The sequence below is a fragment of the Paucibacter sp. KCTC 42545 genome (genome assembly GCF_001477625.1).
Classification (GTDB): domain Bacteria; phylum Pseudomonadota; class Gammaproteobacteria; order Burkholderiales; family Burkholderiaceae_C; genus Paucibacter_A.
Map to the genome: position 1 here is coordinate 2,930,068 of NZ_CP013692.1, position 25,710 is coordinate 2,955,777.

A 25,710-nucleotide genomic window follows, 5' to 3' on the forward strand; every position below is an offset into this window, starting at 1 on the left:
CTGATGCTCGTGCGCCGGGGCCGCGAGCAAGGGCGCAACAGCCAACCTTGTCAGAGTCGCGTCGATTGACCAAGGTCATTCATGTCTAGTAGAGGGGCTGTCATGGTCAAGGGTCACAGTTCAATTGCTCGCCGCGTATCCATGACCGGCGTGCTGGTCTTGGCGGCGGTCTTGCTGACCGTCAGCGGTGCGCTCAGCGTCTTGCTGACTCGTGTCGCGCACGAGCGTGTGGTCAGCTGGGCAGGCGACAAGGCACAGTCGGTCGTCGAAGCCATGCACGCCATGGACGACACATCTCGCGTGCTGGTGGAGCGCAACTTCGGCTCCTTCCGCCAAGAGTTCGGCCCCAGCTTCACTCTCGACGAAGCTACCGGCGACTTGCGCGACTGGGGTCCCAAGCTCAACGGCAACACCACCCAAGTCGATAAATTCGCCGGCAGTACCGGCGGCGTGGCCACGGTCTTCGCGGCCAAGGGTGATGACTTTGAACGCATCACCACCTCGCTGAAAAACGCCAAGGGTGAGCGCGTCATCGGTACCCTCTTGGGCAAGCAACACCCCGCCTACGCGTCGGTCAGCGCCGGCAAATCATTTTCGGGTCGTGCTGTGCTGTTTGGCCGGCCCTATATGACTCACTACGAGCCGATCAAGAGCGATGCCGGCAAGTTGATTGGCTTGCTGTTCGTTGGCTTTGAGCTCGACGCCTTCGAGGCCGCCATGAACAATATGGCTGCCAACGCCAAGTTCTTTGACAGCGGCGGCATCTACTTGGTGGCTTTGAAGCCAGAGCCGGCCGACTCCTTTTTTGTCTCCCATCCGACTGCCAAAGGCAAGAAGGTGCAGGAGGTCTTCCCCGGCTTCGAGAAAACCTTGGCCGAGTTCCGCGAGCAAAAGGAAGGCTATCTCGCCGACGCCCCCAAGGTGCTGGAATCCCCACGCGATGACAACTTCGCCGTCATCCGCAAAAGCGACAAGACCGGCTACTGGGTGATTGCCCAGATTTCCCGCAGCGAAGCCATGGCCTCGCACTGGGCCACCATGGTGCCCTTCTGGATCATGCTGGCCCTGACCACCGTCGGCCTGGGGATGGGCCTATTCTGGATGATGCGGAATTGGGTGGCCCGGCCCATGCGCGAGTTGACCAGCGCCGTTGGCGCGATTGCACAGGGTGATTTGTCTCACGCTGTGAGCAGCAAGCGCGATGATGAAATCGGCGAGCTGATCCAGCAAACCGAGGCCATGCGTCAGCGCCTGGCCGCCACCATCGGCGTGGTGCGTCAGTCGGTCGATTCCATCGGCACCGCCAGCAAGGAGATCGCCACCGGCAATCTCGACCTCAGCCAACGCACCGAGCAAACCGCCGGCAGCCTGCAAGTGGCGTCCAGCTCCATGAACGAGCTGACAGGCACGGTCAAGCAAACCGCAGAGTCGGCCCGCGCTGCCAACCAACTGGTCACCAACGCAGCCGCAGCCGCGGCCAAGGGCGGCGGCGTGGTGGGCCAAGTTGTGGCCACCATGGAAGACATCAACACCAGCTCGCGCAAGATCAACGACATCATTGGCGTGATCGACGGCATCGCCTTTCAAACCAATATCCTGGCGCTGAATGCCGCTGTGGAGGCAGCCCGCGCGGGTGAACAGGGCCGTGGCTTCGCCGTGGTGGCGAGCGAGGTGCGCTCACTGGCCCAGCGCAGCGCCGAGGCAGCCAAAGAAATCAAAACCCTGATCGGCGCCAGTGTCGACCGGGTTGAGGCCGGCTCCCGCTTGGTACAGGAAGCCGGTACCTCCATGCAAGACATTGTCAGCAGCGTGCAACGCGTGCAAGACGTGATTGGCGAGATCACCGCCACCTCGGCGGACCAGAGCGACGGCCTGACGCAGATCAGCCATTCGGTGCTGGCACTTGACCAGATGACGCAGCAGAACGCCGCGCTGGTGGAAGAGTCGGCCGCGGCGGCTGAGAGCTTGCGCGATCAGGCGCATCGATTGGTTGAGGCCGTTTCGGTGTTCCGACTGTCCGCTGAAGAGCCGTCCCATGCCGCCCCGGCGCCCAAGCCCAGCCCCGCACCCAAACCCCATGCCGCGCCAGCGAGCTTCAAGCCCAGTGGCACGGCCAAGCCGATGGGAGCGGCCGGCGCCAAACCAGCGCTGAAGTCAAATGCCGCGGCCAGTTCTGGCGCTAAGCCGGCACCCGCGCGGCAAGCTCCAGCTGCAGCCCCCGCCCGCCCTGCACCCAAACCCGCAGCCAGCAGCCCGCCCGCGGGCCAGGAAGGCGACTGGGAGAGTTTCTAAACCGGTTCCGGCGCTGCTCAACAGGCGCCAAGCAAGCAAATCGTTTTTTAGGAGATAGACGATGTTTGACTCCATCAAGACCCGCTTGATAGGCCTGAGCATTAGCGTAGTGGTGCTGACGCTATTTGTCGCCACTGCCGCCAACTATGTGATCGTGCGCGACCACACGCACAGCAAAGTGCTGAGCAGCCTCAATGCGCTGGTCGCCGGACGGGCCGCGGTCATCAATGAATGGGTGCAGAACCAGCGCAACATCGTCAGCGCCCTGGTGCCTGCTGCTGATGTGGCAGAGCCGGTGCCCTTTCTTGTACAGGCCGCCAAGTCGGGCAAGCTGGAGGCCGCCTACATCGGCTTCGCTGACAAGCGCATCCTTTTCAATTCTCCTCAAAACCTGCCGCCGGGCTATGACCCCACCGGCCGCCCCTGGTACACCGCCGCCGCCTCGGCCAGCGGCACTGTGCTGACCGAACCCTATATGGATGCAGCCCGCCAGCAATTGGTGGTGACCTTTGCCCTCGGCGTTAAAGATGGTGGCCAGACCAAGGCCGTGTTGGCCTCCGATGTGTTCCTGGATGCAGTGGTCGGCACCGTCAAGGCGATCAAGCCGACCGAAAACGGCTTCGCCTTCCTGGTTTCCAACAAGGGCACCATCATTGCCCATCCGGATGCCAAGTTGTCGCTCAAGCCTGCGTCTGAGCTCTCGGGGCAACTGGACAGCAAGGCGGTCAAGCAACTGCAAGATACGAGCGCACCCTGGGTCGAAGCCAAGATTGGCGACCAGGACTATCTGCTGCGCGGTGAAGCCATTCCCAATACCGATTGGGTGCTGGTCGCCGCCGCCAATAAGAGCGAGGCCCTGGCCTCTTTGAGTTCCTTGCTGCGGGCGGCGGTATTGGTGCTGCTGGTCGTGATGGTGTTGGCCGGTGCGCTAATGACGACGGTGATCGCCGCCATGCTGCGCAGCCTGGACGGCGTGCGCGCCGCTTTGGATGAAATCAGCGCCGGCGGCGGTGACCTGACACAGCGCCTGCCCGAGAACGGCCGCGATGAGATTTCCAGAATTGCGGCCTCCTTCAATCTCTTCGCCGAGAAAATTCAGCGAATCCTGTTGGACGTTCGCTCCGCCAGCAATTCCATCACCACCGCTTCCACCGAGATTGCCATCGGCGCGCAAGACCTGTCGCAGCGCACCGAGCAAACGGCGGCCAATCTGGAGGAAGCCGCCTCCTCGATGGAGGAACTCACCGGCACGGTGCGTCAGACGGCCGATGCCGCGCTGACCGCCAATCAGCTGGCCTCCTCGGCCTCCTCTGCGGCAGCCAAGGGTGGCGATGTGGTCAACCAGGTGGTCACCACCATGGACGAGATCAACAACAGCTCTAAGAAAATCAACGACATCATCGGCGTCATCGATGGCATCGCCTTCCAGACCAATATCCTGGCCCTGAATGCGGCCGTGGAAGCCGCTCGCGCCGGTGAACAAGGGCGAGGATTTGCGGTGGTGGCATCGGAAGTTCGCTCGCTGGCTCAGCGCAGCGCTGAAGCCGCCAAGGAGATTAAGACCCTGATCGGTGCCAGCGTGGACCGGGTCGAGGTCGGCTCAAGGCTGGTGGCGGCAGCAGGCGCCTCAATGAGCGATATCGTCTCCAGCGTGCAGCGGGTCAGCGACATCATCGGCGAGATCACGGCCGCCTCCAGCGAGCAGAGTGACGGTATCGGGCAGGTCAATAGCGCCGTGGTTCACCTCGACCAAATGACCCAGCAGAATGCCGCCTTGGTGGAAGAATCCGCCGCCGCGGCCGAGAGCCTGAAGGACCAGGCACGCCGCCTGACCGAGGTGGTCTCGGTGTTCCGCCTGGGCGAAGACGAACGGGGCCATCACGCCCATTCAGCGGCCCCTGCGCACAAGCCCATGTCCAGCGCGGCCTCTGCTGCGCATGCCAAACCGCACAGCTTCAAGGCCGCCAGCAGCAAAGCCCCGGCGCCTTCGGCAAGCAAGCCCGTGGCGCGCCCCCCAGCAGCAAGTCCAGCCCCGGCAGTTGAGGCCCCGGCCCCCGCACCTGCACCGCGCGCCAGCAAGGCCAGCGCCTCCACCGAAGGCGATTGGGAATCGTTCTAAGCTGCTCCGCGGGGCTGCTCGAATCGCCAGCCCCGCGCTTCAGACTTCAGAACGAACAGTCAGGCGGCTTCCCGCAGCGACTGCATCACCGGCCGCTGCAGCACCCCGCGCAAGCTCCACCAACCCGCCAGTTGCGCCAGCACGGCGCCACTGACGAGGCTGGCTAAGGGCACCCAGGCATTCAGGCGCCACTCAAAGCCGAACACAAAATGGGCCAGCAGCGCGCCCAGGCCCACCGCCACCGCGCCGGCCAACAAGCCCGCCAAGGCGCCCACACCCAGCAACTCGGCGCGCTGGACTTGGCGCAGCAACTGGCCGCTGGCGCCCAGGGCCCGCATCAGGGCGAATTCCCGGGTGCGTTGCTCACGGGTGCTACTGACCGAGGCCAGCAACACCACTAAGCCGGTGGCCAAGGTGAAGCCAAACAGCAACTCCACCGCGCGAATGACCTGGTCCAAGACCGCCTGCACCTGGTTCAGCTGGGCGGACACATCCACCACCGTCAGGTTCGGAAACTGCTGGCTGAGCTGGCGATCCAAGGCCACGCCAGCAGCTGCCGTCGGCGCCCGATATGCCGTGACAAAAGTGCTGGGCAAATCGGGCATAGCCGCGCGCGGGAACAGCACGAAGAAGTTCACCCGCATCGATGACCAATCAACTTTGCGCAAGCTGGTGATGCGCCCGCCCACCGCCACCCCGGCCACATCAAACTTCAGCTGGTCGCCCAGCTTCAAGCCCAGGGTTTGGGCCAGCCCGTCTTCCACACTCAAGCCTTCCGCCTCGTCATTGACCCAGTTGCCGCGCGAGATGAGGTTCTGCTCGGGCAGATGGTCGGCGTGGCTGAGGTTGAACTCCCGGTCCACCAAGCGTTGAGCGCGTTCGTCCTTGAAGGACTGCGGTTTGATCTCCTGGCCATTGATGCTCAGCAAACGGCCGCGAATCATCGGGTACCAGTCGTAGTGCTGCACGCCGCTTTGCTTGAGCTGGGCGCGCAAAGCCGCGCCCTGATCAGGCTGGATATTGATGACGAAACGATCCGGCGCATTCTTGGGCGTGGCCGCGCGCCAGCTGTCGATCAGGTCGGTGCGCAACAACACCAACAGCGCCAAGGCCAGCAGCCCCACGGCCAAGGACGCGACCTGCACCACCACCAGGCCCGGCCGCGCAGCCACCTGTCGGGTAGCCAGCAGCAGCCAGCGCGGCGCGCCACGCCCCTGCGCAGCCAGCGGCACCAGGCGGCGCAGCAAAAGCACCGCGGCCCAGGCCAGCAGCGCAAACAAGCCAACGGCCAGGGCGAATCCTGCTGCGGCACCGAGGCCGAGTTGCCAGTCGCCCGCCAGCGCCAGCAAGATCGCCGCAAAACCCAGCACCCCGGCCACCAGCGCCAGCACCGAGCCGGCCTTGACGGCGCCCAGATCACGCCGAATCACCCGCAGCGCCGGCACCGCCGCCAATTGCAGCACCGGAGGCAGGCCAAAGCCCATCAGCAAGCTCAGGCCCAAAGCCAGGCCCAGCAGGGCCGGCCACAGCGTGGGCGGCGGCAGGCTGACGCTGAACAGGCCCGACAGCAAATTCACAAACACCAGATGCAGGGCCAATCCCGCCAACACACCGCCAATGCTGGCCACCAAGCCAGCAGCGCCAAACTCCAGGCCATAGGCCAAGGCGATGCGGCGCTGCGGCTGACCCAGCACGCGCAGCATGGCGCAATCATCAAGATGACGGCTGGCAAAGTCGCGCGCCGCCAGGGCCACCGCCACGGCCGCCAGCAAGGCTGACAGCATGGCCACCAGCTTCAAGAACTTGGTGGCGCGGTCCAGTGTCTGGCGCATCTCGGGCCGCCCGGTTTCCAGCGAGTCCAGGCGCAGGCCGCGCCAGCCGGATTGCTCAATGAAGGCCGTGGCCTGCTTCACAAAGCGCGGCAAGGCTTGGGGTTCGCCACTCACACTGGCGACGGCCAGTCGATAGGAAACCCGGCTGGCCGGCTGAATCAGGCCGGTAGCGGCCAAGTCTTGATCGGCCAGCATCAGGCGGGGCGCGAAGTTCAGAAAGCCCGCCCCGCGATCAGGCTCATTGGCGATCACGCCGGCGATGCGCAAGCTGCTGTCGCCCACCAACACGCGGCCGCCCACGGCCAGGCCCAGAGAGTCCAGCAGCTGCGCATCGACCCAAACCTCACCCGGCTGGGGCGCCCCCACCTGCCTCCCATCGGCGAGCAGCAGCTTGCCGCGCAAGGGGTAGGCCGTGCCAACGGCCTTGACCGCCACCAGCCGGCTGCCACCACCCTGGGCCTCAGGCGCGCGCGCCATGCTCGGGAAGTTGATCAGCGTGGTGTGTTGCAGCCCCAGGCTGCGGGCCAGTTCAGACAAAGGCGCTGGCGTGGCCTGATCACTGACCAGCACCGCATCACCGCCGAGCAATTGCGCGGCATCACGACGCAGGCCCCCATCCATGCGCTCGGACAAAAAGGCCACCGCACACAGCGCTGCGACAGCCAGAAACACCGCCACCATCAACAGCCGCAACTCCCCCGCGCGCCAGTCACGCCACAACTGCCGCCAAGCCAATACCACCACACTGGGTGGCTTGGGCGGCGCGGGGCGGTGAACCGTTGGTGTCAAGGGCAACAGGACGGCATCGATTTTGCTCATAGCCGGAACTGTAGCGACTCTGCGCAACAGCCCACGCCCAAGCGCACCATGACCATACAAATGCGCTGAATGGCGTGTTCAGCGCATTGCTCACTATGCGGACAGAAGTGAGCGTCCAATACAAGCACCATGCCAAACACCAGCCACTTCCCTCCCCTCTTCATATCGCACGGTTCACCCATGACGGCGCTGGAGCCCCGCGAAGCCGGCGCCTTCATGCAGGACCTGGGGCGCACGCTAGATGCCAAATTCGGCCGGCCGCGTGCCATTCTGGCCATCTCGGCCCACAGCTTGGCGCGTCAGCCGGTACTGCTGGCTGGGGCCAAGCATCATGCGGTGTACGACTTTGGTGGCTTCGACCCCAAACTCAACACTTTGCGCTACGACGCCCCAGGGGCCACTGAGCTCGCCGCCCAAGTGCAAGCCCTGGCCGCGCAAGCCGGCCTGCCTCTGCTCAGCCTCCCCCAGGGCGGCCTTGACCACGGCATCTGGACACCCTTGCGCTACATGTATCCCGCGGCCGATGTGCCGGTGCTGCCACTGGCCTTTGTGCCTTCGCAAAGCCCCGCACAGCAATTCACCTTGGGTGAAATGCTGGCCCCTTTGGCTGAACAAGGCGTGCTGATCATGGGCAGCGGCAGCATCACCCACAATCTGCGCCTGGTGTTCGGCCAAGGTCAGCCGCCCGCCATCGATGCACCCGAAATCCAAGCCTCGGCAGAGTTCCGTGCTTGGCTGCAAGCCCGCGCAGCGGCGGCCGATTGGCCCGCCTTGTTGGACTACCGCCGCCAAGCCCCGCACGCTGTCGCCATGCACCCCACGGACGAGCATCTGCTGCCTTGGTTCGTGCCCGCCGGTGCAGGCGGGCGCAACAGCCCGGCCGTACGCATCCACGAAAGCCTCACCTTCGGCAGCCTGGCCATGGATGCCTACGCCTTCGGCCCCGCAGCACTGCAATTGGCCCAAGCCCTGCAAGATCCCGGCGCAGCCACCCTATAATCCGCGCCATACGCGGGTGTAGTTCAATGGTAGAACTCCTGCTTCCCAAGCAGATCACGTGGGTTCGATTCCCATCACCCGCTCCATAGTTGCGTAAGTCATTGATATGACTTGGAGATTTGCCAGAATCTCTCGTCGCCCGCAGGTCCACTACGAAAGTGTGGCCCGATGGCACGATCGTCAAACCTCCAGCGCCGCAAGGTCAGCGGTGTCCATGTTGTGCGTCTTTACGTCCCCGCCTGGCTCCAGGCTGCGGTAGGTCACAAAGAAGTTCATCGATCGACAGGCTGCCGCGATCCCCGGCAGGCCAAGATCGTCGCTGCCGAAATCGTCGGGCGTTGGCACGCAGCACAGGACAAATACGCTCGCATGGATCTGAAAAAAATTGAGGCGGGGAGCCTCGACCTCCTTGGCGAGGGCTACATCCTGGTGGATCACGCGGCCACCCTGCTCGGTGCCACTCACGGCGAAGTCATTACGCACCTCCTCGCGAGGAGCGCTGGGTTCTACGTTTACCGCGACGACTGGGATGGCTGGCTCGTGGACGACATGGACCAGCTCTATCACGAGCATGACGAGACCGGATTTGTCGGCGTGGACCTCTGCGATAGTGAGCTGGCTAAACATGGCCGGCGGTCCAAGTTGTCGCCCCGCCATTTGCAATTGAGATTTGCCGAAGAGGTGCTAGCCATCAACCAGGCAGCTCGACAACCCGTGGATGTGAGCTGCTTCATGCTGCCCCAATCGCGGACCAGTGGCTTTGTGGTCGAGATTCCCGGACGCGCCATATCTGTCGATCAGTTGATGGTGAACAAGGCCGATGTTGAGCAACTGAGAAGCTGGCTAGCCTCCCGAATCACGCCGGAGATGTTGGCCGAGGCAGCCCCACCACGGGCACCAGCGCCAGCTGATACGCCCTATCACGGCCTGGCCCACGCTAGGCATGCCCACGTCCCCTTGGCCGATGTTCTCTCGATCTACATTGACCGCAATCGCGGCAAGTGGAAGCCGAACACCCTGCACACCAACAGCGACCGATGCGCCATCTTGCTTGAGCTGATGGGCAACCTGCCACTCAAAGACATCGACCGGGGGGCACTCTGGCACGTGGTCGAGAAGCTGCGCAAGTTGCCGGATGGTCGGCAGCATGTGCGCCGACGGTTCAAGCGCCCCGAGACCACGTTCACCGAACTGATCGAGCTTGCCGAGCAGCACCAGCTGCCAAGGCTGTCCACGCAAGCGATCGAAAAGCTCGTGGATGGCTTTGGCGAAATCTTCACCTGGGCCGTGACACAGACCTGCCTGACCGCCAACCCCGCACTCAAGCTAGGCAGCGAGGTGTTTAGTTCGTTAGGGGGCAAGCGAAGCAAGGCGTCGCAGGACCGCGACCAACTCAGCCCGGATGATCTGAAGCTCATCTTCTCCGTCGAGTGGTTTGCCAAGGGTGTCGGGACAAAGACCAAGGAGGGGCTCTACTACGCCTACCGGCCGTATTACTACTGGCTCCCGCTCTTGGGTCTACTGGCTGGCGGCCGCCTCAACGAACTGGCGCAGCTCTACCTGGCTGACATTTGTTGCTCGCCGTCAGGGGTGAACTACCTGGACTTCAACTTGGACGGCGAAGACAAGGTCAATGCTGACAAGGATGGTGCAGACGCTCAAGGTGCCAGCGGCCAGGACAAGTCGCTGAAGACCATCAATGCCGTCCGCCAAGTGCCGATCCACCCAAGGCTGATAGAGCTGGGGTTCATCGACTACGTGCAGGCCCTGCGCAAGGCCGGGCATGCACGCCTCTTCCCCGAGCTTCAGCACGACAAGACCAAGGGCTATGGCAAGCATGCCGGCAGTTGGTTCAACGAGCGGTTTCTTGGCAAGCAGCTCGGGATAAAGCGCGATGGGCGCAAGACCTTCCACTCCTTCCGCCACAACTTCTCAACCACGCTCGGCGACGCCGACATCCCATCTATCGTCAAGTCACAGTTGATGGGGCACAGCTTCGGGAAGGCGGAAAACGAAAGTCGATACGACAAGGGCCGCCGCATCGATCAACTGGCTGAGCACCTCGGGGCGCTAAACTTTGGCCTACCTGATGGGGTCAATAAGTTCTCGATCACCGACGGGCTGCAAGCCGTATCCGATGCGCTGACGCTCAAGAAGTCGAGAAGGTCTGGGGTGAAGCGACCCACTTGATGAGCAAGCGGCTTTGCCGGGGCCGGCCGTCAAAATGGCCTGTACTTGGCGAGGGGCAAGCCGTGCGCTTCAACGAAGGCATTCGAGCTGATCAAGGCCTCTTGGTTTTCTTCGAGCCAACGCTCACCCATGCGCTTCGCAACAGCATCTTCGACTCCCTGCTCAGCAGCTTGAGAGACGTTGACGCCCATCTCCTTTGCCCGAGCGACTAGGGCAGCGCTGATGTTGATCTTGGTTGTCCGACGGGATGGTGCGCTAATGTCTTGATCCTTCATGATGACCTCAGTGTCGAAGCTGGCGTCCACGGTTTGTCAAAAGCAACTTTCTCGGCGGCCGTAGCGCAATGCGGCGCGGTCAGTGACAGCCCTCTTCGCGCTGGTGGCGCAACGCCAAAATGATGACCGTTGAGGCATTGACTATCTCATACAGCGCCACGTAGCCGGCGCTGCCGAAGGGGATGATTAGCTCTCGCTGTGCCGAGTTCTGGCCAGCCTTGCGAAAGCTGTACGGAGTGACCGCCAGCTGGTGCTTCACGGTCGTCCTGATGGCATCAATCGTGGATTTCGCATGGTCGAACTCATCTGCCGACTGCGCCAGTCAAAGAGCCGTTCTAGGTCTTCTTCGGCGGCGGGGACAACATGACCCACCTTGCATCAACGTGTGATAAGTTAACTCACGCTGAGTCAACTTGAGGCACCGTGAGGCACCTTGGATCAGCATGACCCACCTTGCATCAACGTGTGATAACTTGACTCACGCTGAGTCAACGTGTGATGTGTTGTGACGCTCCGCGCTTTCATGCTTTGGACCGTGAAGTCGTTTGGTCGGCCAACCTGGGTGAGGCCGTGCCTAGGCTACACGTCTCAGACAGATTGCATTGGGCCTGGCCGCGCCAGGGCAATGGAAGCGACTTGACGGTCACAGCGCTCGTGCTACTCTAAATCCAGGACTCGCTGGGCAAAGGGAATACGAAATGACCTGGACTGAAGTCATCCCTCTGTTGGCCGTCTTCTTCGTGGTGATCGGTATCACCGCCTGGGCGTTCAAGATTTCCGCCAAGCCCGGGCTGACGCCCGAAGAGCAAGACGAGTTGGTCAAAGGCAAGCAGCGAGGTTGACCCTATCAAGGCCCGCCGCCATTCCGGCCATCACCTTGCGCATAGCTCAACACCTGCTTTCGCACGACAAATGGGAACGACATGACCTGGACTCAAGCCATCCCTCTGCTGGTCGTTTTTGTGGCGGTCATCGGCATCGCCGTTTGGGGCATCAGCATCGCCGCCAAGCCCGGGCTGACGCCCGAAGAGCAAGACCGGCTCATCAAGGGCGAGTGATAGAGGCCGGGAAGGTGCGCTGACCGGCCCTATCAGGCCGTCCGTTCCGAACACAGCGCCTTGGTCAGACCCAGCTCTCGCCCAGAGCCTCCGCCTGCTTCAACACCAAGTCCACCGCATCTTCTTGAAGGTCGGGCGGGTATTTGTACTTGCGCAAGATCCGCTTGACCATCAGCCGCAGGCTTGCGCGAACGCTCTCGCGTTGTGACCAGTCCACGCCCAGGTTTTTGCGCAGGTTCTCCGTAAGCTCGTGGGCGATCTTCTTCAGGACCTCATCGCTGAGCTCCCGTACAGCCGACTCGTTATTGGCCAGGGCGTCATAAAAACGCACCTCGTCTTCCGTCAGGCCCAAGCGCTCACCGCGCCCCGCCGCTTCACGAAACTTTTTGGCCATCTCGATCAGCTCTTCCATCACCTGCGCGGTTTCGATGGATCGGTTTTGGTATCGGCTGATCACGTTGCCAAGCAGCTCGGAGAACTTTTTCTGCTGCACGACATTGCTGGCGAACTTGGCCTTGATCTCCCCTTCCAGAAGCCGCTCCAGCAGCTCGACGGCGAGATTGCGCTCCGGCAAGCTCTTCACCTGCGCCAGGAACTCATCGTCCAACAAACCGATATTGGGCTTCTCAAGGCCCACCGCGTCGAAGATATCGACCACCTGATCTGACACCACCGCGTTGCTGATGATCTGCCGGATGGCATGCTCACGCTGCTCATCAGTCTTCTTCTGCTGCGAGAGTTCGCGCTTGGTCAGAATGACCTTCACGGCCTGCAAGAAGGCGACCTCCTCGCGCACCGCCTTGGCCTCGTCCAAGGTGCAGCACAAGGTGAATGCCTTGCTCATGGCTAGCGCATGGTCGGCGAACCGCTTCTTGCCGTCACGATTGCCTTCAACTTTCAAGCCTAGAACATGGTTGGCAGCGCCAGCCAGTGTCTTGTGCCCACCGGTTAAGAAGCCGCTCCAGTCATAGCCGTGCAGCATGGTGCGCAGCACGTCGAGCTTTTCTGCCAGCACGGCAAAGGCTTCATGCGCGTCCACAGTCGGTCGCCCGCGGCCTTGGCTGGCGGTGTACTCCTTCATGGCCGCCTTCAGCTCATTGCCGATGCCGATGTAGTCCACCACCAGGCCGCCCTGCTTGTCCTTGAAGACGCGGTTCACCCGGGCGATGGCCTGCATCAGGTTGTGGCCCTTCATCGGCTTGTCCACGTACATGGTGTGCACGCAGGGCGCGTCGAAGCCGGTCAGCCACATATCGCGCACGATCACCAACTTCAAGGGGTCGGCCGGGTCCTTGAACCGCTTTTCCAAGCGCTTCTTGACCTGGCTGCTGTAGATGTGAGGGCGCAGCAAGGCCTTGTCGCTGGCAGATCCCGTCATCACGATTTTGATGGCCCCCTGCTCGGGGTCATCGTTATGCCAGTCGGGCCGCAGCCGGATGATCTCGTTATAGAGATGCACGCAGATATCACGGCTCATGGTGACGATCATGGCCTTGCCGCTCTGCGCGTCGTCCCTCGCCTCGAAGTGCGTCACCAAGTCGGCGGCCACACTCGCCACCCGGGGCTCCGCGCCGACGATGCGCTCAAGCGCTGCCCAACGACTTTTGAGCTTGGACTGGGTGCTCTCCTCTTCGTCCTCGGCCAGCTCATCAACCTCGTCGTCAATGCTGGGCAGCTCCGACTCATTCAGGCGCAGCTTGGCCAGCCGGCTCTCGTAGTAGATGGCGACCGTGGCGCCATCTTCCTTGGCCTGCTGCATGTCGTAGACATGGATGTAGTCGCCGAACACCGCTCGGGTATCCCGATCGGTCGCCGACACCGGTGTGCCCGTGAAGGCCACAAACGTTGCGTTCGGCAGCGCGTCACGCAAGTGCTGTGCATAGCCCACCTGATACTTGGTTCGGTAACTGGCCTCGCTATCGGCGGCCAGCAAGGCCGGCGCAGCCACATCGCTCGCGGCGTAGATGAGTTCGTTCGCAGCCACCGCTCGACCCGGGCCGCCCGTTGACGGAGCCGAACCCTTGACCTTGACCGTCTTCAACTTGGCCTCAAAGCCGTACTGCGTGCGATGCGCTTCGTCGGCGATCACAACGATATTGCGCCGGCCCGACAGCTCAGGGAAGAAGTCCTCATCCTCGCCGGGCATGAACTTTTGGATGGTGGCGAACACTATGCCGCCCGAGGGCCGGTTGTTCAGCAGGGCACGCAGCTCCTGCCGGGTGGTGGCCTGGGCGGGCTGCTCCCGCAACAGGTCCTGGGCCAGGCTGAACACACCGAACAGCTGGCCATCCAGGTCATTGCGGTCAGTGATCACCACTAGCGTCGGGTTCTGCATCAGCGGCTCTTGCATCACCCGGGCCGCAAAGCACGTCATGGTGATGCTCTTGCCGCTGCCCTGGGTGTGCCAGACGACGCCGCCCTTGCCGCGGATGCTCTCGGCACTGTCGGCCCGCGACGCTTGCACCACATGTTCGATGGCAGCGCGGACGGCATGGAACTGGTGGTAGCCCGCAATCTTCTTGACCAGCCGCCCGTCATCCTCAAACAGCACAAAGTAGCGCAAGAAGTCCAGCAGCATGGCCGGGGCCAAGGCACCCCGCACCAGGGTCTCCAGCTCATTGAACTGCCCCAGCGGGTCCAAGTCCACACCGGTGATCGTGCGCCATTGCTGGAAGCGCTCGGCGTCGGCCGACAGCGAGCCCATGCGAGCCTCGCTGCCGTCCGATATCACCAGAATCTCATTGGTCTGGAACACATCGGGGATCTGCTCCTTGTAGGTCTGGATCTGATCAAAGGCCCGCCAGATGTCGGCCTGAATGTCAGCCGGATTCTTCAGCTCGATCAACACCAGCGGCAGACCGTTGACGAACAAGATGATGTCCGGCCGGCGGGTGTGGTGAGCGCCCTTGACGGTGAACTGATTGACCGTCCACCACTCGTTGTTGGCGGGCACGGCCCAATCCAACAGCCGCACAAAGTCGCCGCGGGTTTCGCCGTCCTTTTGGTACTGCACCGGCACGCCAGCCACCAGCAGCTTATGAAAAGCCCGGTTGGCCGATAGCAAAGACGGTATGCCCAGATTCAAGACCTGGTGCAGCGCGTCCTCCTGGGCCGCCGCGGGGATGCCGGGGTTCAGCTTCTGGATGGCCTGGGCCAAGCGCCCGCGCAGAATGACATGGCGGTAGTCGCTGCGCTGAGGCGAGCTGCTCTCGGGCGCGATGTTGGCGCCGTGATGATGCGCATAGCCCACCTCGACCAACCAGGCCAGTGTTTCTTGTTCGAGTTGATCTTCAGTCATTCCTCGCTCCCTAGTCACCGGCGCCTTCTTGCCGATTTGCCTATGTGTCGATTGAATCGACTCAATCTCTTTATATGTCGATTTTTACGATAAAAATAAACATATCAAGACAATCTGTCGATGCCAGCGACAGATGACCCTGCTATTTCCGCCCCTCAGCGGACCAACTCCGCAAACAGCGCATCGTTGATGTAATACATCTCTCGCCCTTGCTTGCTGGCGCGCAGCACACCCAAGCCGGCCAAAGTTTGCAGATAACTTGAAGCCGTCTGCCGTTTGGCAATGCCAGCATCGACTAAGAACTGGATCTTGGTATACGGGTGAGCAAAGATCACCTCAACCAAGTCCTTGCTATAAATGGCTGGTGCCGCTGTTTGCACCTGCCCGCGCACCACTTCCATCAGGCCGCGAATGCGTGTCACCTGCTCAAAGGTCTGCTGGGCTGTACTCTCCACGGCTAGCAGCATGAACAAGATCCAGCTCTCCCAGTCCTGTGCCTCGGTCACCCGCCGCAGCCCTTCGTAATAAGCTGGCTTGTTCGCAATGATGTAGCGCGACAAAAAAAGCACCGGGATGTCCAGAAGCCCCTGGTCCACCAGATACAGCAAATTCAAAATGCGCCCGGTGCGGCCGTTGCCATCTTCAAACGGGTGGATCGCCTCGAACTGGTAATGCATCACCGCCATCTTGACGAGCGGGTCAAGCTCATCTTGCGCATGCATGAACGATTCCAAGTTGCCCAACTTGTCGCGAATAACCGCCTCGCCCACTGGGGGTGTGTAAATCACCTCGCCACGCTCGTTCTTCAGTGCCGTGCCCGGCACCTTGCGAATGCCGAACTCCACCTCCTTGATGATCTGCACGATTTCGATGAACAGATTGGTACTCAAGGGTCGCCCCTTCAATTCGCGGAAGCCGTGATTCAAGGCCTGGCGGTAACGCAGCACTTCCTTAGTGTGCTGGTCGGTCTTGCCGTCAGCGTCGGCGTCTGCTCGGTACAACTCGTCGTTGGTGGTGACGATGTTCTCGATCTCGGATGAGAGCCGCGCCTCCTGCAGCACGATGCTGTTGATCAGGACACCCTGGTTCGGAATCTGTGCCGCCAGCCCGCGCAGATTGGCCAGCATCCGGTTGGCAGCGATGGCCTGCTTCAGCACCGCACGCGTTTCAAGCTCGGCGGCCGGCGGCAGCAGGGGCAAGTCGTTAAACGGCTGATCGCGCTCAAAGGGCATGACTAATTCCTCTTCCAATTGCTCAATTTTTTCCTTCACCGCCAAAGTATCGGGGAGGAGCGCCCGGCCGGCATTCTGCTTAGCCAGCGCTATCAAGCAAACCCAGTCAATTGCTCATCGCATGAAGCACTTCGCTCGTGTGTTGGCTAGCCGGTTTCGGCCTTGCCACCAAGCACTAGGCAAAACTCGCGCTGGCCGCCAGCGTCACCATCATGCCAACTCGTTCCAGCGCCCCCGCCTGAACCAGAGCCTCCAGCCGCTCCTCCACCGTGGCACCAATCTTCTGCGTGGCCCGGCCAAAGCCCAGCAGCCGAATCGCCTCTGCCACGGCATCCTCCATGCTCAGCGAGTAGCCTAAGCGCACGCTTTCCTGCAACGCGGCATCGATCTCCTCCGGGGCCACCCATTCAATCTTTTTGTCGCTGGCACTGAACAATGAGCGATCGCGGGGAACGAACTGCGCATCTCCGGGCATGTAGACAAAGTCGCCACGCGAGACGAGCCTGCCGCCGCGCACGCAGTGGTCTAGCGCCTCTTGCACCCGGGCCGTGATGCGGTTGCCTGCTCGCACGACGCCGAAGGCCTCCATCAAGCGGCGGGTCAGGTCACTGACGTGAATCGGCGCCTCCACGTTGGCCACCCGAACCACCATCCTGCCCAAGTCGCCAACGGGCGCCAGGTGCAGCTCAAGCCCTGCGACAGGCGAAAGAGCCGCCCGGACATAAGGCTGCGAGAACTCCACCTCGACATCGCTGCCAGCCTCGCCCCGGTCAATCACATGCTCAACAACTGCGGCATCCTTGGCCACTGCCGGCACAACACGTCCTTCACTTGCCTTGGCCGCCTCGATGACTGCCACCACACGCTTGATTTCCTGCTGCCGGTTACGGAACCAGTCGGTGCTCCAGATACGGTGGAAGGTCCAGCCCAAGCCTTCGAGCACCCCCTGACGCAAACGGTCACGGTCACGCGCAGAACGCGAGCTGTGATACGCCGCGCCATCGCACTCAATCGCCAGCAAGTAGCGCCCGGGCTTTGCCGGATCACGTACAGCCATGTCGATGAAATAGCCCGCAGTCCCCACCTGGGGTTCGATGTCGTGCCCCAGTTCGCGCAGCGCCAGCATCACTTCGGTCTCGAACGGCGAGTCAGCGGCCTTGCCGGTCTCGTAGCTCGCCTCCAACTGGCCGGTCTCCGCGTACTTCAAGAAGTTCTTCAAGGCCCGCACACCATGTTTGGCCGAGGCGTCCAGATCCATGTCCTCCGCCTTGAAGTTGCAGAACACCCGCATGATCATCTTCGCCCGCGAGATCAGCACGTTCAGCCGGCGGTGCCCGCCCTCTTTGTTCAATGGGCCGAACTCACGCGCAATCTTGCCCGTCTCGTTGCGGCCATAGCCGATGCTGATGAAGATCGCATCACGCTCATCGCCCTGAATGTTCTCCAGGTTCTTCACGAAGAAGGGCTCGCTGGGGTGGCGGCTGAAGAATGCCTCGGCCTGCGGCGTGCGCCTGCGAAGCAGCTCCACCTCCACATCGATCAAGTCGCGCTGGGCCGCGCTGAAAGCTGCCACGCCCAGCGACAACTGCGGCCGCTCAATCGCATGCGCCATCACCGCCTGTGCCACCGCCTTGGCCTCACCTTTATTCGTCCGGGTGCGGCCCCGGTCGTACAGGGCTTCTGGCAAGTGTTCAAAGCCGATGCCGGTGACCATGGGGTCGGTGCCGGCTGTCGGGAAGATCACCAGCTTGCTGTCATAGAACTCGGCATTAGAAACGGCGATCAAGGACTCATGGCGGCTGCGGTAATGCCAGCGCAAATAGCGCTCCGCGCAGCCGGCCGCCTTGAACATGCTCAAGATGCTCTCGATATCGCCTGTGGTGTTGTCCTCGTCATCCACCTCCACATCGCGGCCAAAGAAGTCGGTCGGCGGCATCTGCCGCGTGTCACCCACAACTACCACCTGTCGGCCGCGCAGAATGGCGCCAAATGCATCCACCGCCTTGACCTGCGAGGCCTCGTCGAAGATCACCACGTCGAATTCAAGAATCCCCGGCGGCAAAAAGTTGGCAATCGACATCGGGCTCATCATGAACACCGGCTTGATCTGCTGGATCGCCCGCCCCGCCTTGTGAATCAACTGCCGGATCGGTAAATGCCGCTTCTTCTTGTTGAACTCGGCCCGCAGCACGCCCATCTCACCCGGCTGATTCAAGTTTGGCTTGGCGGCCCAGACCTTGGCGGCCAGCTTCGTCTGGGCATGGCGCAGCGAAGCCTTATCCAGCTCGCGGAACCGTGCAATCCGGTGCTCATGCTGAATCCGGTCGAAATGTTGCAGCGTCGGGTTCTCCGCGTAAACGCTTTGCAGCAAGCCTGAATACCAGCTCAGCGCCAGCAAGGCGCCCAGTTGATCCGGCTGCTCGCACACCGAGGCCTGCGCCACAAACTGGGCCATCTCTTCTTTGCGCAGTTGCTCCGCAAGGGCATTGAAGCGCCCCATATGCCGCAGCGTGCCCAAGCCGCTTTGCCACTGGGTCAGCTGTTCACCCAAACGCGCCAAGGGCGTGGTCAACAAGTCCTGCCCGCCAGCCAACTGCGACACACCCAAGATGCTTGAGACCTGAGTCAGGCCAGCCTTGGTGTCGGCCATCAGGCTCTCAATCACCTGCGCCACATCGCCCAAGCCACTGGCGTCCGCATGCCCGGCCAGGAAGTCCACGATGCCGGCCGGGATCTCGCCCTTGCCCATATCGTCATGCAGGCTCACCACCCAGCTCATCAGCCGGTCCAGCACCACCCAGTCGGACTGGCGGCCCTGCCACTGCGCACCAAACAAGGCCTGGCCCAGCGTCTCCTGCTGCAGGAACACCTTCTCATGCTGCTGGTAGGCCATCACGCCGTCCACCATCTTCAGCATGTCGGTGGCCGCCTTGGGAAGCTCACCACGAGCCAAAGACTGCAGCCGCCCCTTGGCCTGCTTGAACGTGCCTGACAGAAAGCGCCACCATTTGCTGCCATGGCTCAGCAGCACCTGGCGCACCGGCAGCAAATCTTGCTCCCAAGCCACGTCCACCAGCGCAGCATCGAACTGCTTGCGCAGCGCGGTCATCGCCTGGCCGGCATCAATCAGCGCCCGCAAAGCGTCGCGCCGCAGCTGCCAGTCCTGCGTTGACAGCTGAACCCCTTGCAGCCGTGGTGCCTGAGCCGCCCGCCGCGCCGCACGGCAGACCACATCAATGTCCTGGACCGTCACCGGCTGGCTCAGCATCAAACGCTGCGACAGTTCATCGGCCCGGCTCTGCAGCGTCGCCACATGCTGGAGCGACTGTTGCAGCGCGTCCGCGGCGGCGCTCTCATCCACCGGCGTGAAGAAGGTCTTGGTCGAACCCCAGAACGGGCTGCGATCAGGGCGACCCATCTCCTTCAGATGCACCTGCAGTTCCCGCATGCGTTCCTTGCGTCGCAAGAACAGCGCCTCGTTCCATGCCGCCATGGGCTTGAAGTCCAGCGGCGCCAGCGCCGGCCACTCGCGCTTGCAGCGCACATAGCGGCCCAGCACCTCCAAAAATTGCAGCCCGCTGGCGCCCACCTCACTGCTAACCACAGCGCAATAGCGGTTCAGCTCTTCCTGCACCTCGGTCAGGTTGGCGATATCTTGCTCGCCCTGATCGTTGAGCGGCCGGCCGTGGTCCAGCGAGCGCTGCAGCTCATCCAGTACCGACTTCTTCGTCGCACGCTGGCTATGCAGCTCCAGCACCGCGTCACCCAAATGGCTCTCGTCCAGGCGGCGCTTCACCACCTCCAGCGCAGCCATCTTCTCGGCCACAAACAAAACCGTCTTGTTCTGGCTGATCAGCTCGGCGATCAGGTTGGTAATGGTTTGCGACTTGCCCGTGCCCGGTGGCCCCTGGATCACCAGATTGGAGCCCGCCCGCACCTCCAGAATCGCTTGCGTCTGGCTGCTGTCGGCATCCTTCACAAAATGCACTTCGCCGGGCGCACACACGCTGTCCACATTCACGTCATCAGCGAAGGCTGGCTCGTCCGAGCCAAAGCCGCCCCGCAACAGGCGCCCGATCACCGCATGATTGGCGGGCGACTTCTCAGCCGGCCAGCTCTGCGGGTCCAGGTCCTTGAACATCAGGAACTTGCCGAAGGAGAAAAAGCCCAGCACCAACTCGTTCGCCTGCACCTGCCAGCGCTTCTGCAGCCGAACGGATTCACCAACTGCGTTGAAGTACCGGATTAGTTCATCGGCAGGCTGCTCAGCCTCCATATCGAAGGCCGGCAAGCGGATATCAAAGTCGGCCTTCAGCTTGGCCTCAAGGGACAGGTTGACCACCAACTCGTCCCCGGTGTACTCCAGCTTGAACGGCTCTTGAGCGCTGACCCGCACCAGCCGCACAGGCACCATCACCAGCGGCGCCCGGCGCGCCTCCTCTGAGCTGTCGCTCTCATACCAGTGCAGGAAACCCAGCGCCAGATAGAGCACATTGACACCCTGCTCCTCCACATAGCTTTGCGCCTCGGAGCGCATCTTGAGCAGTTGCAAGAACAAGCGCTCTTCATCCAGCGCAGTCAGCAGCCGTACCTTGGCCGCCTTGCCGCGGGCCTTGGCCGTGGGCTCGTCAAGCGCAGCGGCAGCAGCAACGTCCAAGGCACGGGCCTGGCTCAGCTCACTCAGCAATTCCAGATCCGAGGAGCCCAGTTCCTCATCACCCGTGTCCACGGCACCTTGGCCCTTCGCCGCCGTTGCGCCGGCACGCTTGGGCTTGGCCTCAGCAGCGAAGAAGGACAACGCCTTTTCCTCACCATACACCGCCTCGAACACCTCGCGGGCATCTGCCTGTAGCAGAGCCAAATTCTTGGCCGTCTTCTTGAAGCTGACCAGGTTGTTGCGCAGGCCGATGTCCAGCAACTCCTTGCGACTGGCGTGCAGTTTGGTGGCGATGTCTGAGTTCATCTGGAGGGTGGTGGTGAAATTGATGGAATTGGCTTGGGCGTGGGCGGCAGCTGACTTGCCCTAGTCAGCCAAGGCACAACATGGTGGCCCGGCAAGGCATCGCGCTAATGAAAGCGAGTGGCTGCTCAAGCGACTTCGACCTCTGTTTCAGCCAGCGGCAGTCGCAGCTGACCGGAGATCAGTCGGGGGAGGAGCGTGTCACGTAGCCTGACAAGGGTCATGGCCTGGGCGCTGTTCTCGTGAATGCGCAGCCAGATCGGAGCAGCGACACGCTCAAAGGCTTCCCGTAGTTCAAGGGGTGGAACGAGAACTGGCAGGTCGGGAAAAGACTTCAGCGCTATCCGATTTACCGTCGCCCCTTGAATGGTGTGCTTGTCGAGCAGTCGCTGAAACGGCGCGGCTACGAACTGATGAAACCAGAAGTGAGGTGTTCCAGAATCTGCCAGCGGGCGCACCAAGGCCAAACGACGGCCTAAGCAGCAACGCAGCCCCGGGGGCACCATGGCAAAAAAGCCCAAGGTCGCTTCATAGCTAAACACGATGTCGCCGTGACGCGGGGTCACGCGCTTGGTCCATTGAGACCAGTCCGCTTCCGAAATGTGACGGACATCGCTCAGATCCAGACTGGTGCCCGTGAGATTCTTGATGCCGAGGAATACGCCCCCCTCATGTGCCTCAGGCGGCGTCGCATGGGGCCCGTCGTAAACCCCGTGCACCATCTCACGAAGAGGTGCGAAGTGCCAGCTTTCAGGAATCTCACCGTGCTCAGTGGTCTCCGTGTCGTCAGGAAACAATGCGGCGACTGCTGCATCAAAATAGCCATGCTGCAGACTTGCCATGTTGCTGCGCACGGGGTCGAATTCCACGAACCAGGACTTGAACAGCGCCTGGGCGATGGCTTCCAGCGTGGCGTTGGTTTCGCGGAGGAGGGTGATGCGGTCGTCGATTGCGCCAATCAAGCTGGATATGCGGCGTTGGATTGGAGGCGCTGGGACCAGAGTAGAGATGGCATTCAAAGTACCCTGGTTCAACAGGGGTTGCCCAGAGCCACTGCGCCAGTTGTTCAGGTTTAGGTGTTTGAGCAGGTAGTACAGAAATTCGGGATCGTTGTCGTCCTTGGCAGTCGCACGTATGGCGTTGTCCGTGACCCAGCAGGCTTGCTTGGAAAAGTGCACCGATCCGCAGTACGTGCCGACGCGGCCGATCACAACTGTGCGGCTAGGCGAGTTCGATTTCGCGGCCATCCCGATGCGACCGTTTGATCCGAACACCGGGAACATTGCAGCTTCGTCTCGATCTGGACTGGAGCGGCCGTTCGCGAACTGCAGCAACTCTTCAAGACGTACAGGGCGGAAGTCAGAACTCATACCCCAACCCTCCCAACTTCGCCCGGATCAAGGCGTCCAATTCAGCGCCCTTAGCCATCTGCTCGCCCAGTTGCTCGGTCAGCTTGCTCATCTTGTCTGCAAAGGCCTCGTCGTCGTCTTCGACCTCCTCGGCGCCCACATAGCGCCCCGGCGTCAGCACATGGCCATGCTGGGCGATCTCGGCCAGCGGCACGCTGCGGCAAAAGCCCGGCACATCGGCGTAATCGGCCACCGCATCACCGACGGAAGCCCCCGCGCCGCGCCAGGCTGCGACCACCGCCGCAATCCGCTCAATTTCTTCGTCAGCAAACTCGCACTGCACCCTTGAAATCATGCGGCCCAGCTTCCGGGCATCGATGAACAAGACCTGACCCTTGCGCTCTGCCGGCTTGCGCTTGGCCAAGAACCACAGACAGGCTGGGATCTGCGTGTTGAAGAACAGCTGGCCCGGCAGGGCGATCATCACCTCCACCACATCGGCGTCCACCATCGCGGCACGGATGATGCCTTCGTTGTTCTGACTGGAGCTCATGGAACCGTTGGCCAGCACGATGCCGGCGCGGCCGGAGTCCTTCAGGTGGTGCAGCATGTGCTGCAGCCAGGCGTAGTTGGCATTGCCCTGCGGCGGGTCGCCGTACTGCCAGCGGGCGTCGCCCTCCAGGCTGCCGTGCCACCAGTCGCTGATGTTGAAGGGCGGGTTGGCCAGGATGAAGTCGGCACGCAGGTCCGGGTGCTGGTTGCGCGTGAAGGTGTCGCCGGGCTCACGACCGAGGTTGAAGTCGATACCGCGGATGGCCAGATTCATGGCCGCCAAGCGCCAGGTGGTGGGGTTGGCTTCCTGACCGTAGATGGACACGTCACCCAGCTTGCCGCCATGGGCCTCGATGAAGCGCTCGGACTGCACAAACATGCCGCCTGAGCCGCAGCAGGGGTCGTAGACCTGGCCGTGGTGCGGGGCCAGGACGGCGACCAAGGTCTTGACGATGGAGGCCGGCGTGTAGAACTGCCCGCCCCGCTTGCCCTCGGCGCTGGCGAACATGCCGAGGAAGTACTCGTAGACCTGGCCAAGCACATCGCGGGCGGCACTTGGGTTTTCGCCAAAGCCGATGGTGGACACCAAATCGACCAGCTCACCGAGCTTGCCGTCAGGCAGCTGCGCACGGGCATAGCGCTTGTCCAAAATGCCCTTGAGCTTGGGGTTATCGGCCTCGATCAGGCTGAGGGCCTCGTCGATCAGCTTGCCGATCTCCGGCCGCTTGGCCTGGGCGCGGAGCGACTCCCACCGGGCTTCCTCTGGCACCCAGAACACATTGACGGCGGTGTAGTAGTCGCGGTCATCAGCCTCGGCGGCCAGGTCTTCGGGGCTGGCATCGCCGTAGAAATACTCATCATCGGGATCGGCCAGCCGGGCCACCACTTCGGCGCGGCGGGCGGCGAAGGTGTCGGATATGTACTTCACGAAGATCAGGCCGAGCACCAGATGCTTGTATTCGGCGGCGTCCATATTGGCGCGTAGCTTGTCGGCCGTTGCCCAGAGGGTCTTCTTGATGTCGTCGAGCATGATCGTGTTTTAGTTTTTGACAGCCGGGGTGACCGCACGCATTGGCGAGGCTACAGACCTGCAGCCCAGCCATACCAGCGCCAGATCTAGCTGACCGCATGCCGTTGCAGGATTCTAGTTCCTGTCAGCGCCCCCCCTACCCTGCTACTGATCATATCGGGCGACTTGCCATCTCCCGGGGACGACCATTCACCTACCGTCAAAGCTCTTGACGGTCTGCCGGTACATTAAGCATTGGAGGCGCCATGGTCATTCAGGTTGATATTGAGGACGAACTGCTCGCCGAACTGGCGGCATGCTTCGATGTTGAAGTCACCCAGGCAGAGCAAGTCACTCAAGCACTCCGGGACTGGGTAAGGCTTCAAGAAGCCCGCCGACTCATCGAGGCAGGGGGTGGCCGCCCTGAAAGCCTAGACACCCCCAGGTGGCGGTTCTAGCCCCTTACTAGGCACTTCTCCAGGCGTGCGGCATGAAGCAGAGGTTGGCCAATTAAGGTTGATTCCAATATTGCACAGCCCGGGCAGATCAGCACAGAGAGGGTGAGGCCTCGCTAGGCTTTGGGCCACCCGGGACGTTCACGCACTATCGAGTCAACAGGGCTCATCCTTCGCCCCAGAAGGTAGAGCGGATCGACCAGGGACACGCCCGGCCGACAGCCTCCCACCTACAAGGTAAGACCAACGGCTTGGTAGCCGCCGAGCGGCTTACACAGCCGGCTCAGGCAGAGGCTTGTTAGGTGCATATGTAATAGCCCCCGGGTGCGCAGCCGGAATCTCCTTAGTCAGCAATGACTTACATCCATCGGCCTGGACGTTACCGCCCGAATTTCGTGGCGCCATCCGCCGATCCAGCTGCCTCAGCGCCTGGCCAATCAAGGCGTGGGCGGCCTGGTGCGGGTGGAAGACATAGGGCTGGGGATCAAGCGTCTTGTTTCGAGCCCTGTTAGCTCGCCAAGCGGCCGCGGCCACAGACTGCTTCAGCACGTCTTCGGGCCACGGGCCATGCCCGAATGCATTAACGCCCGCCCGGAGCCATCCTGCCGCGCCAGCCCGGTTGAGCCTGCTCACACGAAGGGCCGACCAACGAGTGCGCTTGCGCACTGAAACCCGATCAACGATGAAGAAGAGCTTGGCAAAGCCCCTTCTGTAGCCGAACCCAAACAGGGCACTTACACGGCTCAGCCCAACCAGAGAAACCCCGCCTTGTTGAGCAGTCACTTCCAGCCTAACCCGCCACTGCTCGACCGGCAAATCACAGTCAAGATCCCTTTTCTTCAAATACAGCTTGAGATTCACACCCGTTGATCTATGTCCATAGACCAACTCTTCGGTCGGCTCGGCCAATCGATCGTGGAACGGAACCCCCTTCCCGCCCAGGTGCGCAGCCTTGTAGCCAATCCCGGTGGGCGAATAATTCTCCGGCCGAAAACGTGCGGCCAACCCTCGAAAGCAATGCTCCAGCATTTCATGCCTCGCATCCATCGGGGTACCGTCCTTGGGCTCAAAATCGACCGCCAATTCAAAGGCAACGAGCCAGGGATCGCCCCCTCAGAAACTAGTTTTTCCATTTGATCCCGAGTCGGATCATGCAAGGTGATGACCCACTCTCCATAGGGCCCATCATGGGGTTCGGAAAAGCACCGTGAAGAATCAAACCCCAGCTCCGAACCATGCAATGGGAAATAGAACTTGATGTAATCAATGCG

Annotated in this window: 15 protein-coding genes and 1 tRNA gene; 7 read left to right on the forward strand and 9 right to left on the reverse strand. The window is 61.9% G+C overall.

Features of this window, described 5'->3' with window-relative positions; all coding sequences use genetic code 11:
• The first annotated feature begins 102 nt into the window (after nt 1-102).
• Nucleotides 103-2,292: a methyl-accepting chemotaxis protein gene (locus AT984_RS12770; protein WP_231741417.1), complete on the forward strand. Its 2,190-nt coding sequence runs from the start codon at nt 103-105 to the stop codon at nt 2,290-2,292.
• Between the two features lie 61 nt (nt 2,293-2,353).
• The gene (locus tag AT984_RS23845; protein WP_058720418.1) at nt 2,354-4,411 is read left to right on the forward strand and encodes a methyl-accepting chemotaxis protein; all 2,058 of its coding nucleotides are present in this window, start codon (nt 2,354-2,356) and stop codon (nt 4,409-4,411) included.
• Between the two features lie 59 nt (nt 4,412-4,470).
• On the opposite strand, the gene AT984_RS12780 is transcribed toward AT984_RS23845, so the two are convergent.
• Nucleotides 4,471-7,062, reverse strand: coding sequence for an ABC transporter permease (locus tag AT984_RS12780; RefSeq protein WP_082680000.1), 2,592 nt, complete (start codon nt 7,060-7,062; stop codon nt 4,471-4,473).
• 129 nt (nt 7,063-7,191) lie between these two features.
• Here AT984_RS12780 and AT984_RS12785 point away from each other — a divergent pair, with 129 nt between their 5' ends.
• The 3 genes from AT984_RS12785 to AT984_RS12800 all read left to right on the forward strand — a co-directional run bounded on the left by AT984_RS12785 (nt 7,192) and on the right by AT984_RS12800 (nt 10,251).
• Nucleotides 7,192-8,061, forward strand: coding sequence for a dioxygenase family protein (locus AT984_RS12785; RefSeq protein ID WP_058720419.1), 870 nt, complete (start codon nt 7,192-7,194; stop codon nt 8,059-8,061).
• 12 nt (nt 8,062-8,073) lie between these two features.
• Nucleotides 8,074-8,147: transfer RNA gene (locus AT984_RS12790), tRNA-Gly, on the forward strand.
• 82 nt (nt 8,148-8,229) lie between these two features.
• Nucleotides 8,230-10,251: a site-specific integrase gene (locus AT984_RS12800; protein ID WP_156422013.1), complete on the forward strand. Its 2,022-nt coding sequence runs from the start codon at nt 8,230-8,232 to the stop codon at nt 10,249-10,251.
• A gap of 29 nt (nt 10,252-10,280) precedes the next feature.
• Here the strand turns inward: AT984_RS12800 and AT984_RS12805 are convergent, their stop codons facing one another.
• Nucleotides 10,281-10,526 (reverse strand): type II toxin-antitoxin system CcdA family antitoxin, encoded by a 246-nt coding sequence (locus AT984_RS12805; RefSeq protein ID WP_058722306.1) that lies wholly within the window; start codon nt 10,524-10,526, stop codon nt 10,281-10,283.
• 79 nt (nt 10,527-10,605) lie between these two features.
• Nucleotides 10,606-10,785, reverse strand: coding sequence for a type II toxin-antitoxin system RelE/ParE family toxin (locus AT984_RS23555; RefSeq protein ID WP_231741418.1), 180 nt, complete (start codon nt 10,783-10,785; stop codon nt 10,606-10,608).
• 439 nt (nt 10,786-11,224) lie between these two features.
• Between AT984_RS23555 and AT984_RS22985 the strand changes: the two genes are divergently transcribed.
• Nucleotides 11,225-11,368, forward strand: a complete 144-nt coding sequence (locus tag AT984_RS22985; protein ID WP_156422014.1) for a hypothetical protein — start codon at nt 11,225-11,227, stop codon at nt 11,366-11,368.
• 81 nt (nt 11,369-11,449) lie between these two features.
• The gene (locus AT984_RS23785) at nt 11,450-11,584 is read left to right on the forward strand and encodes a hypothetical protein (protein WP_257721159.1); all 135 of its coding nucleotides are present in this window, start codon (nt 11,450-11,452) and stop codon (nt 11,582-11,584) included.
• A gap of 64 nt (nt 11,585-11,648) precedes the next feature.
• On the opposite strand, the gene AT984_RS12815 is transcribed toward AT984_RS23785, so the two are convergent.
• The 6 genes from AT984_RS12815 to AT984_RS12840 form a co-directional block, all read right to left on the reverse strand.
• On the reverse strand, nt 11,649-14,882 hold the full coding sequence (locus tag AT984_RS12815; protein ID WP_058720422.1) for a type I restriction endonuclease subunit R: 3,234 nt from the start codon (nt 14,880-14,882) through the stop codon (nt 11,649-11,651).
• Between the two features lie 155 nt (nt 14,883-15,037).
• Nucleotides 15,038-16,114, reverse strand: a complete 1,077-nt coding sequence (locus tag AT984_RS12820) for a Fic family protein (RefSeq protein ID WP_058722307.1) — start codon at nt 16,112-16,114, stop codon at nt 15,038-15,040.
• Between the two features lie 175 nt (nt 16,115-16,289).
• Nucleotides 16,290-21,077: a DUF3320 domain-containing protein gene (locus tag AT984_RS12825; RefSeq protein ID WP_058720423.1), complete on the reverse strand. Its 4,788-nt coding sequence runs from the start codon at nt 21,075-21,077 to the stop codon at nt 16,290-16,292.
• A gap of 125 nt (nt 21,078-21,202) precedes the next feature.
• Complete coding sequence (locus AT984_RS12830; RefSeq protein WP_058720424.1) at nt 21,203-22,444, reverse strand: restriction endonuclease subunit S; 1,242 nt, start codon at nt 22,442-22,444, stop codon at nt 21,203-21,205.
• Nucleotides 22,434-24,005, reverse strand: coding sequence for a class I SAM-dependent DNA methyltransferase (locus tag AT984_RS12835; protein ID WP_058720425.1), 1,572 nt, complete (start codon nt 24,003-24,005; stop codon nt 22,434-22,436). Before AT984_RS12835 ends, AT984_RS12830 begins: the two co-directional genes overlap by 11 nt.
• Before the next feature lie 704 nt (nt 24,006-24,709).
• Nucleotides 24,710-25,486, reverse strand: a complete 777-nt coding sequence (locus tag AT984_RS12840) for a hypothetical protein (protein ID WP_156422015.1) — start codon at nt 25,484-25,486, stop codon at nt 24,710-24,712.
• Nucleotides 25,487-25,710 lie beyond the last annotated feature (224 nt).